The sequence below is a fragment of the Pseudorhodobacter sp. MZDSW-24AT genome, from assembly GCF_002794355.1.
Taxonomy (GTDB): Bacteria; Pseudomonadota; Alphaproteobacteria; order Rhodobacterales; family Rhodobacteraceae; genus Pseudotabrizicola.
On sequence record NZ_PGOI01000001.1, the window covers coordinates 198,263 to 215,413 of the forward strand.

19 protein-coding genes and 1 tRNA gene are annotated in these 17,151 nt (G+C 63.0%); 10 read left to right on the forward strand and 10 right to left on the reverse strand.

Annotated elements, in window-relative coordinates; genetic code table 11:
- Positions 1-19: 19 nt before the first annotated feature.
- Complete coding sequence (locus tag CUR21_RS00980) at positions 20-508, reverse strand: molybdopterin-dependent oxidoreductase (protein ID WP_198431575.1); 489 nt, start codon at positions 506-508, stop codon at positions 20-22.
- A 770-nt stretch (positions 509-1,278) separates the two neighbouring features.
- Between CUR21_RS00980 and CUR21_RS00985 the strand changes: the two genes are divergently transcribed.
- Positions 1,279-1,791, forward strand: a complete 513-nt coding sequence (locus tag CUR21_RS00985; protein WP_100195142.1) for a hypothetical protein — start codon at positions 1,279-1,281, stop codon at positions 1,789-1,791.
- A 138-nt stretch (positions 1,792-1,929) separates the two neighbouring features.
- Here CUR21_RS00985 and CUR21_RS00990 read toward each other — a convergent pair.
- The 4 genes from CUR21_RS00990 to pdxH all read right to left on the reverse strand — a co-directional run bounded on the left by CUR21_RS00990 (position 1,930) and on the right by pdxH (position 3,783).
- A tRNA-Pro gene (locus CUR21_RS00990) sits at positions 1,930-2,006 on the reverse strand.
- 41 nt (positions 2,007-2,047) lie between these two features.
- On the reverse strand, positions 2,048-2,542 hold the full coding sequence (locus tag CUR21_RS00995; protein WP_100195143.1) for a DUF192 domain-containing protein: 495 nt from the start codon (positions 2,540-2,542) through the stop codon (positions 2,048-2,050).
- Positions 2,512-3,045 (reverse strand): cold-shock protein, encoded by a 534-nt coding sequence (locus tag CUR21_RS01000; RefSeq protein ID WP_100195268.1) that lies wholly within the window; start codon positions 3,043-3,045, stop codon positions 2,512-2,514. The genes CUR21_RS00995 and CUR21_RS01000 overlap by 31 nt, the downstream gene beginning before the upstream one ends.
- A 135-nt stretch (positions 3,046-3,180) precedes the next feature.
- A complete protein-coding gene (gene pdxH / locus CUR21_RS01005; RefSeq protein WP_100195144.1) occupies positions 3,181-3,783 on the reverse strand; it encodes a pyridoxamine 5'-phosphate oxidase in 603 nt (200 codons plus the stop codon).
- Positions 3,784-3,893: 110 nt separating this feature from the next.
- Between pdxH and fabI the strand changes: the two genes are divergently transcribed.
- The 7 genes from fabI (at position 3,894) to CUR21_RS01040 (ending at position 12,264) form a co-directional block, all read left to right on the forward strand.
- Entirely contained in the window at positions 3,894-4,715 is an 822-nt protein-coding gene (fabI, locus tag CUR21_RS01010) for an enoyl-ACP reductase FabI (protein WP_100195145.1), read from the forward strand.
- Complete coding sequence (locus tag CUR21_RS01015) at positions 4,712-5,326, forward strand: LysE family translocator (RefSeq protein WP_100195146.1); 615 nt, start codon at positions 4,712-4,714, stop codon at positions 5,324-5,326. Before fabI ends, CUR21_RS01015 begins: the two co-directional genes overlap by 4 nt.
- Positions 5,327-5,337: 11 nt before the next feature.
- Positions 5,338-5,841 carry a xanthine phosphoribosyltransferase gene (gpt, locus tag CUR21_RS01020; RefSeq protein ID WP_100195147.1) on the forward strand — a complete coding sequence of 168 codons (504 nt, stop codon included), beginning with the start codon at positions 5,338-5,340 and terminating at the stop codon, positions 5,839-5,841.
- A gap of 97 nt (positions 5,842-5,938) precedes the next feature.
- Entirely contained in the window at positions 5,939-7,132 is a 1,194-nt protein-coding gene (locus CUR21_RS01025) for an aminotransferase (RefSeq protein ID WP_100195148.1), read from the forward strand.
- Between the two features lie 78 nt (positions 7,133-7,210).
- The gene (locus tag CUR21_RS01030) at positions 7,211-9,079 is read left to right on the forward strand and encodes a peptidylprolyl isomerase (protein ID WP_100195149.1); all 1,869 of its coding nucleotides are present in this window, start codon (positions 7,211-7,213) and stop codon (positions 9,077-9,079) included.
- A 38-nt stretch (positions 9,080-9,117) separates the two neighbouring features.
- The gene (gene trpE / locus CUR21_RS01035) at positions 9,118-10,626 is read left to right on the forward strand and encodes an anthranilate synthase component I (protein WP_100195150.1); all 1,509 of its coding nucleotides are present in this window, start codon (positions 9,118-9,120) and stop codon (positions 10,624-10,626) included.
- Positions 10,627-10,785: 159 nt separating this feature from the next.
- Positions 10,786-12,264, forward strand: coding sequence for a Do family serine endopeptidase (locus CUR21_RS01040; RefSeq protein ID WP_369802489.1), 1,479 nt, complete (start codon positions 10,786-10,788; stop codon positions 12,262-12,264).
- Between the two features lie 73 nt (positions 12,265-12,337).
- Here the strand turns inward: CUR21_RS01040 and CUR21_RS01045 are convergent, their stop codons facing one another.
- Both CUR21_RS01045 and CUR21_RS01050 read right to left on the reverse strand, forming a co-directional pair.
- On the reverse strand, positions 12,338-12,991 hold the full coding sequence (locus CUR21_RS01045) for an HD domain-containing protein (protein WP_198431576.1): 654 nt from the start codon (positions 12,989-12,991) through the stop codon (positions 12,338-12,340).
- A complete protein-coding gene (locus CUR21_RS01050; protein ID WP_232622637.1) occupies positions 12,988-13,530 on the reverse strand; it encodes a peptidoglycan-binding domain-containing protein in 543 nt (180 codons plus the stop codon). Before CUR21_RS01050 ends, CUR21_RS01045 begins: the two co-directional genes overlap by 4 nt.
- Positions 13,531-13,761: 231 nt before the next feature.
- Between CUR21_RS01050 and CUR21_RS01055 the strand changes: the two genes are divergently transcribed.
- Together CUR21_RS01055 and CUR21_RS01060 are read left to right on the forward strand one after the other, a co-directional pair.
- Positions 13,762-14,085, forward strand: coding sequence for a 2Fe-2S iron-sulfur cluster-binding protein (locus CUR21_RS01055; protein ID WP_100195270.1), 324 nt, complete (start codon positions 13,762-13,764; stop codon positions 14,083-14,085).
- Positions 14,085-14,771: a VCBS repeat-containing protein gene (locus tag CUR21_RS01060; protein ID WP_100195153.1), complete on the forward strand. Its 687-nt coding sequence runs from the start codon at positions 14,085-14,087 to the stop codon at positions 14,769-14,771. Before CUR21_RS01055 ends, CUR21_RS01060 begins: the two co-directional genes overlap by 1 nt.
- On the opposite strand, the gene CUR21_RS01065 is transcribed toward CUR21_RS01060, so the two are convergent.
- The 3 genes from CUR21_RS01065 to hflK are packed head-to-tail and all read right to left on the reverse strand — an operon-like array spanning position 14,768 to position 17,090.
- Positions 14,768-14,962, reverse strand: a complete 195-nt coding sequence (locus tag CUR21_RS01065; protein WP_100195154.1) for a DUF2065 domain-containing protein — start codon at positions 14,960-14,962, stop codon at positions 14,768-14,770. The genes CUR21_RS01060 and CUR21_RS01065 overlap by 4 nt on opposite strands.
- Entirely contained in the window at positions 14,959-15,897 is a 939-nt protein-coding gene (gene hflC / locus CUR21_RS01070; RefSeq protein ID WP_369802490.1) for a protease modulator HflC, read from the reverse strand. The genes CUR21_RS01065 and hflC overlap by 4 nt, the downstream gene beginning before the upstream one ends.
- Positions 15,897-17,090 carry an FtsH protease activity modulator HflK gene (gene hflK, locus CUR21_RS01075; RefSeq protein WP_100195156.1) on the reverse strand — a complete coding sequence of 398 codons (1,194 nt, stop codon included), beginning with the start codon at positions 17,088-17,090 and terminating at the stop codon, positions 15,897-15,899. The genes hflC and hflK overlap by 1 nt, the downstream gene beginning before the upstream one ends.
- Positions 17,091-17,151: the final 61 nt, after the last annotated feature.

Genomic DNA, 17,151 nt, shown 5'->3' on the forward strand with positions numbered 1-17,151 from the left:
AAGCGCAGAGTGACGCAGATCAGGGCAGAACCTCGATTGTGGTCAACTGCCAGATCGAGCGGGAATAGCTGACCTCATTCTTGTAATCTGGATTGGTGTCATAGGGGTAGACCATCCACAGCGGCCCCTTGTCGCGCGGCGACAGGTCGATGCCATTCATGCGATAGGCGAGCAAAGGACCGCCTTCCACCGCCTCGGTCATCGGGATCTCCACCGCATATTCGTTCAGCGCGATCAGCCGTAGGTGAGACCCGTGCGCGCCCAGTTTCTGCATCAGACTGGACAGTTCGACCCCTTCAAAGGTGCTTGTGCCCTCGGTCCAGATGGTGCCGGTTTCCATCGTCTTCACACCGACAGATCTGAGCGCCTCAAGATCAAGCTGCACGTCAACGCCGCCGGGCGTGGCCGCCGTCTCTCCGCGCACGGTCAGGACGACCGGTCCTTCGGGTGGCCCGAAGGGTTCGGCCATAGGTTCGGATGGCGTGCAGAAAAAGGTTAGCGTGGCCACGCACAGGGCCTTGGCCCATGAGCAGCGTCCCATCCAACGCATCGCATGCATGCAGGATCTCCCACCATTGTCTGCACTGGCATAGCGGATCACCGTGCAGCGATCTCCTATCCATCCGCATAGGAGGGCCGCTTCTGACCGCCATGTGATCAGGAGCAGCGCATATACTGAGGCCCGCGCGAAGGAAATGGGCGTTCTGTGCGCGCGTGGAACCTGCGCGGCGCGGGCCTTTGTGGCCGCAAATCGGCTGTATGGGGCTTGCGCGCGGGGCACCTGCCTCTGCCCTCTCACATTCCGGAAACGGAGTGTTTCAGCAAAGCAAAGGGAAACCAAGCAGAAACCACTGTCATGATAGTGGGGTCATGCGGCATAGATTTGTGACAGGGAAGACTCGTTTCCCCCTCAGTAACGATGGGTGTGTAGTAAATGGTGGAGTAAAAGTAATGTCCAGGCTGCCGCCTGGCTGGTGGATCGTTCCGGCCTTTGTGATCTGTGCGTTTTTGTGGCTCGCCCTGATGGGGTGGATATTATGAGCCTCGCGCCGTCTTCACACCGTGCCATATGGCGAAAACGGTCCCGCCTGATGCGCGGCGTCAACAAGCCCAGAAAACAAGCATATTCCGCACGCAGTCGGAACGACGGCCCTCAGCCGCTGCCCATTGCCGCGCCCGCAGCCAAGAGCGTTGGCGGCCCCTGCGCCCCGCGCCTGCACAGCAACATTTTTAAAAGCCTTTTTTTGTCCCCGGGTGACGGGAGGCCCGAGTACTGACATGCCCAAAACGATTGAATTGGAAAACCCCACTGCCTTTGCTGGCCGCGCTGCCACGGGCCGACCAAGGCTTGCCTCGGGCTGGTGGATCGTGCCCGGTGTCGCGCTTTGCGCCGTGTTCTGGATCTGGCTGGCGTCTTGGGCTTTTGCCGCAGTCATTCGCGAAGATCGCGGCGGCGGCTTGGCCGAGCGTCTTGCCCAGATCGAGACCTTGCGCCAGAGCGGGGAGCGGATCGAGATTGCGGGCTGGTGCGCCTCGTCCTGCACGCTGTATCTGGCCTTGCCCAACACCTGCGTGCGGGCGTCGGCACGCCTTGGCTTTCACGGCCCCCAGTCCCAATTCTACGGCATTGGCTTGCCCCCCGCCGAATTTGACCACTGGTCCCGTATCATGGCCGCGCACTACCCCGCACCGCTGGCAGGATGGTTCATGCGCGAAGGCCGCCATGAGATCCTGGATGTCATCCGGCTGAGCGGGCACGAGGTGATCCGCATGGGCGCCAAGGAGTGCTGAGGCGCGATCACAGCGGATGTCGGGCCATCGCCTGACAGCGCGCGACAGGGGGCCGCAAAGTTTCACTCTCGAGTCAGCACCAAAGGACCTATGCGCCCTGCTATGTGCGCAAGCCAATTACTTTTGGTCTGTGAAAGATGGTCGGGGCGGAGGGATTCGAACTCTCGACCTACGGTACCCAAAACCGTCGCGCTACCAGGCTGCGCTACGCCCCGACTGAGGGGGTCTTAGCGAATGCCAAGCGGAATGAAAAGGGCTATTCGGCACAAGGCCATGCGGGATTTGAAATTGAAGGATGGCGCATCTCGGCCCCTTCGGCGATGCCAAGCCGGGCAGCAAGCCCGCCGTTGATTTCCAGCACGAACTTGACACCCTCACCACCGTCGATGGTGGTCAGGTCTTGCGGTATCGCATTGGCATGCACCTTCGTCACCCGCCCCGAGGGATCGGCAAAAATCATGTCGAGCGGAATCAGGGTGTTCTTCATCCAGAACGTCGCCCGACGCGGCGACTCGTAGATGAAGAGCATACCGGCCGACCGCGCCATCGACTCGCGATGCATCAAGCCCCGGCTGCGGGACGCATCGGTATCCGCCACTTCGACGGTAAAACGCGCCTGCCCGCCGGGCCAGCGCACCTCTACCTGATCGTCACGGCATGCCGCTGCTGCCGGGGCCGCGATGAGCCCCGCAAGGATGACCGATGCCGCAAGAGACCCGATCAGCCTCCGGCGCGTGTTGCTGCTTCCCATGATGCCACCTGAACCGCCATGCGCCCGCGCTTGCCTTGGATGATCCGCAGGCACACCGCTTCGCCTGCTTGTAGATCGGCAAAGCCCGACATGCGCAACACTTCAATGTGAATGAACACGTCATCGCCATTGCCAAACACATTGGCAAAGCCGAACCCTTTGGCCTTGTCGAACCATTTCACGCGCGACGGCTCCAGCGGCAAGGCTGCAACCTCTTCGGCGCTGATCATGCTGCCTTCATCAGCCAGCGGAATTCCACCGCCGGCAGGGGCTTGCACGGACAAGACCTCTACCGCCTGAACCCCCCGCGGGCTTTGCTGAACGCGCACGGAAATTGTGGCGCCGTCCGCGACGGAGTTCTGGCCGTAGTTCCGCAAGACATTGGCATGCAACAGAATATCGCTATCAGCCTCATCCGAAACGATGAAGCCAAAGCCTTTTGCCGGATCAAACCATTTCACTTGGCCATGCACAATATGCAGGACCTTATCTTCTTCAGTCATAACAGAGCCGTTCCCCAGATAGACCCCAAGCGCCGACATGACGCTATTCGGGGACGGGATTCAAGAGCATTTCTGTAAGGAATCCTTATACATTTGTATGGAAACCCTACACCTTTACGCGCTCAAGGACAACAATCAGGGGTTGAGCCTTTGGATGTCCCATGACCCCGCCCCCGGCTCGGTGGTCCACCGAAACCGGTCATGAAGCCTGAAAGCCCCGTCCGCCCAAAACTCTATCTCAACCGGGCGCAGCCGGAAACCTCCCCAAAAGGATGGGCGCGGCGGATTGGGCCCTTTGGTCACCGTAAGCTTGGCCACCTCGGCCATAAGATGCTCTCGGCTGGACAAAGGCTGCGATTGCTGGCTTGCCCAAGCCCCCAGACGTGATTTCAGGCTGCGGCTGGCGTAATACTCATCGGCCTTGGGCCCCTCTTCCCGCTCTGTGAAGCCGCGCACCCGAATCTGGCGGCGCAGGGATTTCCAATGCATCACGAAGGCGGCCTTTCCGGCCCCCTCAATCTCTTGTGCCTTCTTGGACCCGTAATTGGTGTAAAAGACAAAGGCATCGGCCTCGATCTCTTTGAGAAGAACCATGCGCACATTGGGCAAACCTTGCGCGTCCACCGTGGCCAGCGCGATGGCATTGGGATCATTCGGTTCGGTGGCCTCGGCCTCGGCAAGCCAGCGCCGCGCAATGGCAAACGGGTCGTCGCCCGCGAAAATTCCGCTCCGGTCCATGATCGCAGTCCTTTGTTCTGGGCGATGCGCCCGTCAGCCTCTGGCTTGAACGGGAATTGCCTTTCGCCTACACGTCAATCTCAACGCGAGAAATGTGCGAGGGACAACAGATGTCAACAGGGCTTATGGCGGGCAAGCGCGGGCTGATCATGGGACTTGCCAATGACAAGTCCATTGCATGGGGCATTGCCAAGACGCTGGCCGACCATGGCGCAGAGCTTGCCTTCTCGTATCAGGGTGAGGCGCTCAAAAAGCGGGTGGAGCCTTTGGCAGCCTCGCTTGGCACGGTGCGCATGGCAGAATGCGATGTGGCCAGCGAGGAAAGCATGGACGCGCTGTTCGCTTGGCTTGAGGCGGAATGGGGCACGATCGATTTCGTGGTCCATGCGATCGGCTTTTCCGACAAGAATGAACTGCGCGGCCGCTATGTCGAAACCAGCCGCGCCAACTTCCTGATGTCGATGGATATTTCGGTCTACTCCTTCACGGCGATCTGCCAGCGCGCGGCCAAGCTGATGCCCAAGGGCGGCAGCCTGCTGACGCTCACCTATTACGGCGCGGAAAAGGTGATGCCACATTACAACGTGATGGGGCTGTGCAAGGCCGCGCTGGAGGCTTCGGTCAAATACATCGCCGAAGATCTGGGCAAGGATGGCATCCGCGTGAATGCGATCTCGGCGGGTCCGATCAAAACCCTTGCCGCAAGTGGCATCGGTGACTTCCGCTACATCATGAAATGGAACGAGCTGAACTCGCCCCTGCGCCGCAATGTCACGCAGGAAGAGGTCGGCAAGGCCGCGCTGTTCCTGATCTCCGATCTCGGCTCGGGCACCACGGGCGAAAACCTGCATGTGGATGCGGGCTATCATGTCGTCGGGATGAAGGCGGTCGATGCGCCCGACATCGACGTGGTGACCGGACGCAAAGAGTGACACTCGCCACGCTGGCCACGGTCTGGTTCGTGCATCTGCTGGCCGCGGCAAGCCCGGGGCCGGCCATCCTGATGGCCGCGCGCACCGGGGTGACGCAAGGCTTTGTCACCGGCGTCTGGCTGTCGGTCGGCATCGGGCTTGGCGCGCTGTTCTGGGCGGTGGCGGCGCTGTTTGGCATGGCCACCTTGTTTCTGCTGGCGCCATCGCTGCTCTGGGGCTTCAAGATCGCCGGCGGGCTGTTCTTGTGCTGGATCGCGTTCCAGATGTGGCGCCATGCGTCCGACCCGCTGATCATCGTAGGGGACAGCCCCGCCCCGCAAAGCCGCCTCTCGGCCTTGCGTCTTGGGCTGTTCACCCAATTGTCCAACCCGAAGCCTGCGGTGTTTTTCGGGGCGGTGTTCGTCAATACGATCCCCGTGGGCACCAGCCTGCCTTGGATCGCGCTGATCCTGGGACTGGTGTTCCTGAATGAACTGGCCTGCACCATCACGGTCGCCCGTGCGTTCAGTCTCGACCGGCCGCGTCAGCTTTACATGCGTTTCAAAACCGCGATCGACCGCAGCTTTGGCGGTCTTCTCGCCTTGCTCGGCGCCAAGATCGCCGCCACCTGAAGGAGCCTGCCATGAACGACCGCCTGCCCCATGAAAAAGGTTTCCACGTCAGCTGGGACCAGATCCACCGAGACGCCCGCGCCTTGGCTTGGCGGCTCGATGGCAAGGGGCCGGACAATGGCGCGTGGAAAGCGGTGGTGGGCATCACCCGGGGCGGTCTGGTACCCGCGATGATCGTAAGCCGTGAACTCGACATCCGCGTGGTCGATACGATCAGCGTGAAATCCTACAACCACCAGTCACAAACCGAGGCCCGGGTGATCAAATCGCCGCAGGATGAGCTGATGGGCGATGGCACCGGTATCCTGATCGTTGATGATCTGGTCGACAGCGGCAAGACGCTTGAACTGGTGCGCAAGCTCTATCCCAACGCGCATTTCGCCACCGTCTATGCCAAGCCCTCGGGCCGCCCGCAGGTCGACACTTATATCACGGAAGTCAGCCAGGACACCTGGATCTTCTTCCCGTGGGATATGGCCCTGCAATATGTCCAGCCCTACCGCGGCACCGACTGATCTTGCCCGCAGACCCCGTGTCATCTGTTTACAAATATCCCACGGGGGTCCGGGGGTGTGAAACCCCCGGTTCCGCCGACAGCCAAAGGTGCGACCGATGACGTTTCCGCTCAACCCTGCCATGGCCGCCACCGAGGCACCGCCCGTGATGGAGGCGCGCCGTTGGCTCTCGGGGGTCACCTTCCCGGCCGACCGACCGCTGATCAACATCAGCCAGGCTGCGCCTGTTGAGCCGCCGCCCTTGGGCCTGCGCCAGGCGATCGCCGAGGCCGCGTTGCGGGACGATGCCGCGCATCTCTATGGCCCGGTGCTGGGGCTGCCTGACTTGCGCGCCGAAATCGCGCTGCAATGGTCGCGCGCCTATGGCGGAGACATCCGGGCGGATCAGGTGGCGATCACCCAAGGCTGCAATCAGGCCTTCACCGCCGTGATGTCGACGCTTGCCGGGGCCGGGGATGAGGTTATCCTGCCAACGCCTTGGTATTTCAACCATAAGATGTGGTTCGACATGCAAGGCGTCACCACCGTGGCACTGGACACCGGCGCCACACTGATCCCCGAGGCCGAGGCCGCGCGCGCCCTTATTACCTCCCGCACCCGTGCCATCGTCCTCGTGTCGCCCAACAATCCGGGCGGCGTGGAATATCCCGCCGAAACGCTGACCGCCTTCCGCGATCTGTGCCGGAGCCATGGTCTTGCGCTGATCGTGGATGAAACCTACCGTGATTTCGACAGCCGCCATTCGGTCGAGCTGGGTGGCCGCCCGCATGACCTGTTCTGTGATCCCGACTGGTCGGATACCCTGATCCATCTTTACAGTTTTTCCAAGGCCTACCGCCTGACGGGCCACCGGGTGGGCGCGGTGGTGGCGCATGCCGGACGGCTGGCCGAGGTCGAAAAGTTCCTCGACACCGTGGCGATCTGCCCCGGCCAGCTGGGCCAGATCGCGGCTCTTTGGGGGATGCGCAACCTTGGCCAATGGGTGGCGGGCGAGCGGGATGAGATTCTGGCCCGGCGCCGCGCCATGGTGGATGGCTTTGCCACGCTGGACGGGTGGGAACTGCTGGGATGCGGCGCGTATTTTGCCTATGTCGCGCATCCTTTCGACATGGCGTCGGATGTCTTGTGCAAAAGGCTGGTGTCCGAAGCCTCGCTTCTGATGCTGCCCGGCACCATGTTCCAGCCCCCCGGCTCGGAAGCCGGCAAACGCCAGATCCGCATCGCCTTTGCCAATGTCGACGCGGCGGGGATTGCCGAAGTGTTCCGCAGGCTCAAAGCCTTTCGCCCCTGAGGACTTGCGCCCCGCCCTCTTGTTCCCTCATGTCATAGCGCATAGACAGTCGCAAAGCAGGTTCTACAGGGGCGGACGATGGCAAAAGACGACGACAACAGCCCGCGCAAAAAGGGCAAGGGCAGCCAGATCGTGATCTGGGTGCTGATGGCGATGCTGGTCGTCGGCCTTGGCGGCTTTGGGGTCACCAATTTTGGCGGTGGCTTGACCGCCATCGGTCGGGTCGGCGACCGCGAGATCGAAACCAACACCTATGCCCGCGCGCTTCAGCAAGAGCTTTCGGCGCTGTCCGCCCAGTTCGGGCAGACGGTCTCGCTGTCGCAGGCGCAAAGCCTTGGGGTGGACCGCCAGGTGCTCCAGTCGCTGGTGGCACAGGCGGCGCTCGACAACGAGGCCGATCGCATCGGCCTGTCGGTGGGCGATGCCGTGGTGGCACAAACCATCACCGAGTCCCCCGCCTTCCAAGGCACCGCCGGCCGGTTCGACCGCGAAACCTACCGCTTCACCTTGGACCGCAACAATCTGACCGAAAGCGCATATGAGGCGACGTTGCGGTCGGATCTGGCGCGGCAATTGCTGACCGGGGCGATTGCGGGCGGCTTTGTGGCCCCTGCGCCGCTGACCGATACGCTTTACAACTGGGTGGGGGAGCGTCGCGGCTTTTCTGTGCTGCGTCTCACCGCCGAAGATCTGGAAACCCCGGTGGCCGCACCGAGCGAGGCAGAGTTGACCGCCTATTATGAGGCCAACATCGACCGCTTCACCGCGCCAGAGGCCAAACGCATCCGTTACGCTGCCCTCTTGCCCGACGCGATCGCCGCCGATCAGCCCGTCGACGAAGAGGCGCTGCGCCGGATGTATGACGCACGCATCGCCGAATTCGTTCAGCCTGAGCGCCGCTTGGTGGAACGTTTGATTTATCCTTCGACCGAAGCCGCTGCCGAGGCCAAGGCGCGGCTGGATGCGGGCGAGGCCTTTGAGACCTTGGTGGCAGAGCGCGGTCTGGAGCTGGAAGACATCGATCTGGGCGACGTGTCGCGCGAAGATCTTGGCGCTGCGGCGGATGCCGTCTTCGCGCTGGAAGAACCCGGCGTTGTCGGACCGTTCGAAAGCACCCTTGGCCCTGCGCTGTTCCGCATGAACGCCATTCTGGCAGCGCAGGAAATCGATTTCGAAGCCGCGCGGCCGGACCTTGCGGTGGAGATTCAGGCCGACGCCGCGCGTCGCGCCATTGCCGACCGGGTCGAGGCCATCGATGACATGCTTGCCGGCGGCTCCACCTTGGACGAGGTGGCGCAAGAGCAGGGCATGACGGTGGACACCGTGGATTTCGTGGCCAATGAAACCGCGCCTGAAGGCATTTCCGCCTATCCTGCCTTCCGGACGGCGGCGACTGCACTGGAAGAGGGCGATTTCCCGGAAGCCGTGTTGCTCGCCGATGGCGGCGTGGTTGCCATGGAATTCGTCGAACTTGTTCCTGCGGCTCCGATCCCGTTTGAAACCGCGCGCGCCGATGTTCTGGCGGCCGCCACCGCCGATGCCGCCGCCCGCGCCCTGTCTGAGCGCGCGGTGGAGGTTAAGGCAGCGGTCGAGGGCGGAGCTTCGCTGGGGGCATTTGGCATCGTGCAGCGCACCGCCAACATCGCCCGCGATGGCTTTGTAGAAGGTGCCCCGCCCGAATTGCTCTCCGCCGTCTTCGAGATGGAAGCGGGCGATCTGCGGGTGATCGAAGGAACAGATTTCATCGGTGTCGTGCGTCTGGATGAGGTGCGCGCGGCCGCCCAAGAGGGCGAGGACGTCGCCGCCTTGAAAGAGGCCATCTCGGCTCAGGTCGAACAGGCCTTGGCACAGGATGCCCTTCTGCTCTTCTCGAACGCGCTGACCGACGAGGCCGGGGTTTTCCTTGACCAGAACGCCATCAACGCGGTCCACGCGCAATTCAACTGACCTGTCCTGTTGACACCACAGACCGAAAGCCCTTTCCGATGATCCTTTCCCCCGGCTTTGAAGACTTCGAGCGCAACTGGAACGCGGGGAAGAATCAGCTGGTCTGGGTCCGGCTGGCGGCTGATCTGGACACGCCTGTCAGCCTGATGCTGAAACTCGGAGAGGCGCGGCCCGACACCTTCATGCTGGAATCCGTGACCGGTGGCGAGGTGCGGGGGCGCTATTCCATCGTGGGGATGAAACCCGATCTGATCTGGCGTTGCCATGGCGCGGAGTCGCAGATCAACCGCGAGGCGCGCTATGATGCAGGTGCCTTCCACCCATTGGACGGCCATCCGCTGGAAACGCTGCGCGCCCTGATCGCCGAATGCGCCATTGAGATGCCCGAAGGCCTGCCCGCAGTGTCTGCCGGGCTGTTCGGCTATCTGGGTTATGACATGATCCGGCTGGTGGAAAACTTGCCCAACGTGAACCCAGACCCGCTGGGCCTGCCCGATGCGGTGCTGATGCGGCCCACGGTGATTGCCGTGCTGGATGGCGTGAAGGGCGAGGTGACGCTGGTGTCTCCGGCATGGGCCAGCAGCGGCCTGTCGGCGCGTGCGGCCTATGCGCAAGCGGGCGAGCGCGTGATGGATGCCCTGCGCGATCTGGATCGGGCACCGGCGGCGCAGCGCGACCTTGGCGAGGCTTCCCCCGTGGGAGAGGCGGTTTCCAACTTCACCCATGAAGGCTACAAACAGGCGGTCGAGAAGGCCAAGGATTACATCCGCGCGGGTGACATTTTTCAGGTGGTCCCAAGCCAACGTTGGGCACAGCGGTTCGAGTTGCCGCCCTTTGCGCTTTACCGGTCCTTGCGGCGCACCAACCCCTCGCCTTTCCTGTTCTTCTTCAACTTTGGCGGCTTTCAGGTGATTGGGGCAAGCCCGGAAATCCTTGTGCGGCTGCGCGATGGGGAAGTGACGATCCGACCCATCGCTGGCACCCGCAAGCGGGGCGAAACGCCCGAAGAAGACAAGGCGCTGGAGCTGGATCTTCTGGCTGACAAGAAAGAGCTGGCCGAGCATCTGATGCTGCTGGATCTGGGGCGCAATGATGTGGGCCGGGTTGCCAAGGTGGGCACGGTGCATCCGACCGAGAAATTCACCATCGAACGCTACAGCCATGTGATGCACATCGTGAGCAACGTGGTGGGTCAGATCAACGAAGGCGAAGACGCGCTGTCGGCGCTGCTGGCGGGCTTGCCTGCGGGAACGGTCTCGGGTGCGCCCAAGGTGCGGGCGATGGAAATCATCGACGAGCTGGAGCCGGAAAAGCGCGGTGTCTACGGGGGCGGCGTCGGCTATTTTGCGGCCAATGGCGAAATGGACTTCTGCATCGCGCTGCGCACGGCCGTGCTGAAGGACGAGACGCTCTATGTGCAGGCCGGTGGCGGTGTGGTTTTTGACAGTGATCCCGAGGCCGAATTTCAGGAAACCGTCAACAAGTCGCGCGCCTTGCGCCGGGCGGCCGAAGACGCAGGGCTTTTTGCACGGCGTGGCAACCGCTGAGCGCCGCGCACACGGGGCCATCACAAGGCTTTGAGACATCGTAACAGGGTTTGCATTGCGTTCGGCGCTACTTACCTGATGATATGCTACAGCCTGCTGGCGACCCGGCGCGGATATTCGCACCACGGGCCTGCCGTCCAAACGAAGAGGAGTTCGGGAGTGCAGTCCAAAGCCACAACTTATTCTGCCCATCCGGGTTTTGGCGCGCGTGGTCGCGCCACGCTCATGGCGCTGGGTCTCGGCCTCGCGCTGGCCTTGGGTCAGGCGCAGGGGGCCTTTGCCCGCGCGCCAGACAGCTTTGCCGATCTGGCGCAACAGATCAGCCCATCGGTGGTGAACATCACCACCTCGGCGGTGGTGTCTGGCCCTGCCGCCGGCGGCCCCATCGTGCCCGAGGGGAGCCCGTTTGAAGACTTCTTCCGCGATTTCATGGACCGCAACAATCCGGGCGGGAACGGTGCGCCACGCCGTTCGGAAGCGCTTGGTTCGGGCTTTGTGATCTCGGAAGACGGCTATATCGTCACCAACAATCACGTGATTGAAAACGCGGATGAAATCGAGATCGAGTTTTTCTCTGGCACCCGGCTTACGGCCAAGCTGGTGGGGACCGACCCGAAAACCGACATCGCCTTGCTGAAGGTGGAAAGTGACACCCCCCTGCCCTTCGTCACCTTTGGCAACTCGGACCTGAGCCGGGTGGGCGACTGGGTGGTGGCCATGGGCAACCCGCTGGGACAAGGGTTCTCGGTCTCGGCCGGGATCGTGTCGGCCCGCAATCGGGCCCTTTCGGGCACCTATGACGACTACATCCAGACCGATGCTGCGATCAACCGCGGCAACTCGGGCGGGCCGCTGTTCAACATGGACGGTCAGGTGATCGGCGTGAACACCGCCATTCTGTCGCCCAACGGCGGGTCCATCGGGATTGGCTTTTCGATGGCGTCCAATGTGGTCACCAAAGTGGTGGATCAGTTGAAAGAGTTCGGCGAAACGCGGCGCGGCTGGCTGGGTGTGCGCATCCAGGACGTCACACCAGACGTGGCCGAGGCCATGGGTCTGGCCGAAGCGTCGGGTGCCTTGGTGACCGATGTGCCAGAGGGTCCGGCCAAGGATTCGGGGATCATCGCCGGTGACGTGATCACGCAATTCGCAGGACAGCCGGTGCGTGACACCCGCGATCTGACGCGCCGTGTGGCCGACAGCCCGGTGGGCGAAGCGGTGCCGGTGATCGTGATGCGCGAAGGCAAATCCGAAACGCTGCAAGTGACCCTTGGCCGCCGCGAAGAGGCGGAAGCCGCCGAAGTGCGCCCCGCCGCCGCCGACGGCCCGGCAGAGCCTCAGGAAGCGGAAATCCTTGGCATGTCGCTGGCCCCGGTGTCAGAGGAACTGAAGCAATCGCTGAATCTGCCAGCCGATGCCGAAGGTCTGGTCGTGGGTGAAGTGGACCCAGCATCGGAAGCCTATGCCAAAGGTCTGCGCGACGGCGATCTGATCACCGAAGCCGGGCAGCAAAAGGTGGTGCGCCTGAAGGATCTGGAAGACCGGATCACCGAAGCAGAGGCCGCAGGGCGCAAGTCTATTCTGCTTTTGGTGCGCCGCGCCGGTGATCCGCGCTTTGTCGCACTGGGGATCGAATAACCTTTTCCCTGAGTCCAGAAAACCCAAACGCGCGGCAGCCCCCTGCCGCGCGTTTTACGTTGGGTGAGCGCAATCAGAAAAACGAGGTGCCGCTGCCGAGTTCGCGCAGCAGACGCGAGCGAAAGCTGGCCATCCATTCCGCCCGCTCTTCCGCCATGGCGCGGCCGGTGGGAGTTTGCATGGTTTGCGCGATGCGGAACAGTTTGACCTCCAGATGGTCCAGCGCATAGGCGCGGTCATCAAGGGGGCGCCGTTGAGCCAAAGGGTCATCCGCATTCCAAAGCGCGCCCCCCAGAGCGCCCGCCACGGCAAACATCCGCGCCAGCCCGATGGCCCCCAAAGCCTCGAGCCGGTCCGCGTCTTGCAAGACGCGCGCTTCGGCACTGCGCGGCGCGACCCCGGCCGAAAAGCTGTGCGCCTCGATGGCATGGGTGACGCGGGCAATACGCTCGGGCGTCCAGCCTTGCGCCGCCAACCAGTCTGCCGCCACCTGTGCCGAAAGCGCGGCGGCCTCGGCCCGGTTGGGCGCGTCTTTCGGCAGGTTCACCGCATCATGAAACAACGCAGCCATGTGCAGCGCATCACGGTCGATCTGGGGCTCATCGGGCAGAATCTGCACGCAGTTGGCCCAGACGCGGTCGATATGCCCAAGATCATGCGCCGCGTCGCGCGTGTTTGCCCAAAGCCGGGTCAATTCCCGCCGGGCCGCTTGCGCCAAGTCCATCATCGCGGCCTCACATCGGTTGTGACCAACCCCAGTTCGCGCGCCGCCGTCAGAGAGAGGCGATCACTTTCGAGGCCGCGCTCCGCCTGATAGCGCCGCAAGGCGGCCCGGGTAGGGAAATCCATTTGCCCGGTCAGGGGCAAGACATAAAGCCCGCGCGCCTTGAGCGCACGCTGCAAGCTGGCGATGAAATCGACCGTCATTTCCGAAGGGCACGGGCTGCGGAACCACACTTCCTGACGCTCTTGCACAATCTTCTGCCGCGCTTCGCTGCGAAACACAGCCGGGGCGATCACCGCGCCATCGGGCCCGCGCCGGGCGTCGGACACCATCACCTGTTCGGTCACCGTTTCGATCACCATAGGTGTCACATCCGATGCCCAGCATTCGCCTTCGGCGCTTTTGGGAGGACCCGGTTCCGTCAAACGCACCAGATCACGCGAAAGATCGGCGCGGCCGGGCGCTTTGGGAACAGCCGCCTGCTGGCAACTGACAAGGCAGATCGCTGCCCCCAAAAGGGTCAAGGACGCATGGCGCATCATCTGGATGTCAATTCCTGCCTGCTCCGGTTGGCCCGGCGTTGGCCAAGACGCTAGCATAGGCCCGCCGAGCGGCCTAGCGCCGCCCGGAAAAACGCGGCGGTGGCGTTGCAGCATGGCAACCCCTGCCCCCGTGTGGCACCGCTTGCGGCGCGCGCGCCTCTGGCAAACGGGATGAATCTGGCCTATGTCCAAGAGAAGACGCGCATTTGCGATAGAGGACACGCACAGACCATGGCCAAGATCAAATATGTGGAATTCGGCGGCAAAGAACACATCGTAGACGTGGCCAATGGGCTGACTGTTATGGAGGGCGCGCGCGACAACGGAATACCGGGGATCGAGGCGGATTGCGGCGGCGCCTGCGCCTGTTCGACCTGTCATGTCTATGTGGCGCCGGAATGGGTGGAGAAGCTGCCGAAAAAAGACAGCATGGAAGAGGACATGCTGGATTTCGCCTATCAGCCAGACCCGGTCCGCTCACGCCTGACCTGCCAGCTCAAGGTGTCGGATGCGCTGGACGGTCTGGTTGTGCATATGCCTGAAAAGCAGATCTGATGCGCCGCGCGCTTGCGCTGATCGCGGTCTTCAGCGGTCCGGCATCAGCGCAAGACATCGTCAGCGCCGCATTGGCACTTCCGACCGACCGCTATGATCACGCGGTTCTGGGCGATGCACTGGAATGGGCTGGGCTTGACCTCACCCTGTCCGATGGCCAGCGCGTGCGGTTCACGCTTCCCGAGAGCCATGTGTTCGAGGATGTCACGGCCCGTCTGGGCGATTTTGACGGCGATGGCCGCCCCGAGGTGATGGTGGTGGAAACCGCGACCGCCGCCGGAGCTTCACTTGCCATCTATGATGCAAAGGGACGGCGCGCAGCGACGCCCTATATCGGGGAGCCGCATCGCTGGCTTGCCCCTGCCGGTTGGGGCGATTTTGACGGCGATGGCCGGATCGAGATTGCCTATGTCGACCGCCCTCATCTGGCCAAAGAACTGGTCTTTCTGCGGCTGGAGGGCCATCAGCTGACCGAAATCGCGCGGGCGCCGGGGTTTACGAACCATCGTATCGGCGATGACCGGATTTCAGGCGGCGTTCAGACGTGCGCTGGTCGGGCGTCACTTGTGTTGGCCTCTGCCGATTGGTCGCGCGCGGTTGCCGTGCGGCTGGCGGCCGGGCGTATCGTTTCGCAGGATCTGGGGCCTTGGCGCGGCGGGGGGCCGGATCTGACGGTGTGCCGCTAAAGCCCGATCCAGCGCACCAAGGCGATCAGTGTCGCGCCAAGCGCCAGCGACACCAGACCGATCAGCCTGCGGGTTTCGAGCGACAGGTTGGCCATCATCGCCAGCACCTGTTCAACACGCGAAGGGGCCAGTGCAAGCACCAGCCCCTCGGCAACGGCGACCAGCCCAAGGGCCAGAACGATCCAGATCACGGCGCGGTGGTCGGCGCCGGGGCGGCCGGGGCGGGCGTTGGGGCCGCCGCAGGCGCGACACCACGGTCTGCCGGGGCCACATCGCTGCGCAGATAGGTGAAGAACTCGCTATCCGGCTGCATGACGATCGACGAGTTGCCGCTTTGCAGTGCCCGCTCATACGAGGTGAGCGAGCGGGTGAATGCAAAGAACTCCGGGTCACGACCAAAGGCTTCGGCGTAAATCCCGTTGCGCTCGGCGTCGGCTTCACCGCGGGCCACTTCGGCCATGCGACGCGCTTCGGAGGTGAGTTCCACCACAGTCCGGTCCGCGGTTGCCCGCACCCGCTGCGCGGCTTCGCCCCCGCGGGCGATTTCATCCGCAGCTTCCCGCTCACGTTCGGCCCGCATCCGGGCGAAGGTTGCGGCAAGGTTCTGCTCGGGCAGATCGGTGCGCGTCAGGCGAACGTCGATCACCTCAATCCCCAAGGCCCCCGATTCCGCCCGCGCGCGGTCACGGATCTGGTTCATCAGCGCGGTCCGGTCTTCGGACAGAACACGGTTTGACGGCACAGCACCCAGCACCTCGCGGATGGCGGCGTTCAGGATACGATCAAGCCGGGTCTGAGCCGCATCAATGCCGCCCACCCCCACCGCTTCGCGGAATTCGACCAGATCGGTGATCCGCCAACGGGCGAAGGCGTCCACCACAAGGCGGCGGTCATCGAGCGGGGTGACTTCCAGAGGCTGGGTCGGCAGACCCAGGATACGGGCGTCGTATTTCACGACTTCCTGAATCAGCGGGATCTTGAAGCCAAGACCCGGCTCTTCTTTCACTTGCTTGACCTGACCAAATTGCAGAACGAGTGCCTTTTCACGCTCATCCACGATGAACAGCGAGGACAGGACTGCAGCCCCGAGAACAACCGCCACCGGCAGAAGAAGTTGCGCTTTCATCAGTTGGTCCCTCCGGTGCTGGTGGCTGCGGCAGGGCTGGCGGTCGAAGACTGACGCCCCAGCTCGTTCAAGGGCAGGAATGGCACAACACCCTGCCCACCGTTTTCGCCGCCTTGAACGCCGTCCAAGATCACCTTGTCCATACTGCCCAGCACACGCTCCATCGTTTCCAGATACATGCGTCGGCGCGTCACTTCGGGCGCCTTGACGTATTCTTCGTAGACTGAAAGGAAGCGGCTGGCTTCACCGGCAGCGTCGTTCACGACCTGCGCGCGATAAGCTTCGGCCTCTTCCACGATGCGGGCGGCTTCACCGCGGGCACCTGCGGTCACACGGTTGGCATAGGCATCAGCCTCTTTCTCCAACCGATCACGCTCTTGCTGCGCGGCCTGCACGGCGCGGAAGGCATCAATCACCTCACGCGGCGGATCGGCCTTTTCGAAGTTCACCCGGATCACGTTCAGCCCGGCATTATAGCTGTCAAGCGTGCCTTGCACCGCCGCGCGCAGGTCGGCCGCGATGGCGCCCCGGTCACGGTTGAGGATGGGCGAAAGCTCCGAGCGCGCGATGATGTCGCGCATGGCCGATTCCGACACCGCACGGATGGTGTCTGCCGGATCGGCAAGGTTGAAGAGGAAGGCTGCCGGATCATTGATGTTCCAGACGACCTGAAACCCGATGTCGACAATGTTCTGGTCGCGGGTCAGCATCAGCCCGCCATCTTCGCCCGTGCGGCCAACGCCGATATCGGTGGTGCGTTCGTTCGTCACCTGAATGATTTCGGCCGTAACCAGCGGCCAAGGCGCGAAGTTCAGGCCCGGGCTTCCGATCGTCGAGAATTCACCAAGGAAAAGCTCGACCGAGCGTTCTTCCGGGCGCACGGTATAGAACGACATGAAGCCCCAAAGGGCCACGGCGGCCAAGGCCCCCAGTGCGATGCCCTGTTTGGTCATGCGCGGGCCGGAAGGTCCGCGGCCACCGCCGCCCCCGCCGTTGCCCATGCCTTTGCCGCGACCGCCCATCAGAACGCGCAGCTGCTCTTGCCCCTTCTTCACGATCTCATCGATCTCGGGAATCTGAGGGCCCCCGTTCGCGGGCCTTTGCCCGGCCGGTCTGCGATCGTCGTCGCGTCCGTTGCCCCGATCATCTCCGCCCGAGCCGCCACCGCCGCCCCAGGGACCTCCACTTGCCATCCGTTGAAACCCTTCTTCTTATGCTGTGTCTTTAACTGGTCATTCCCACGCGAAAATCAAG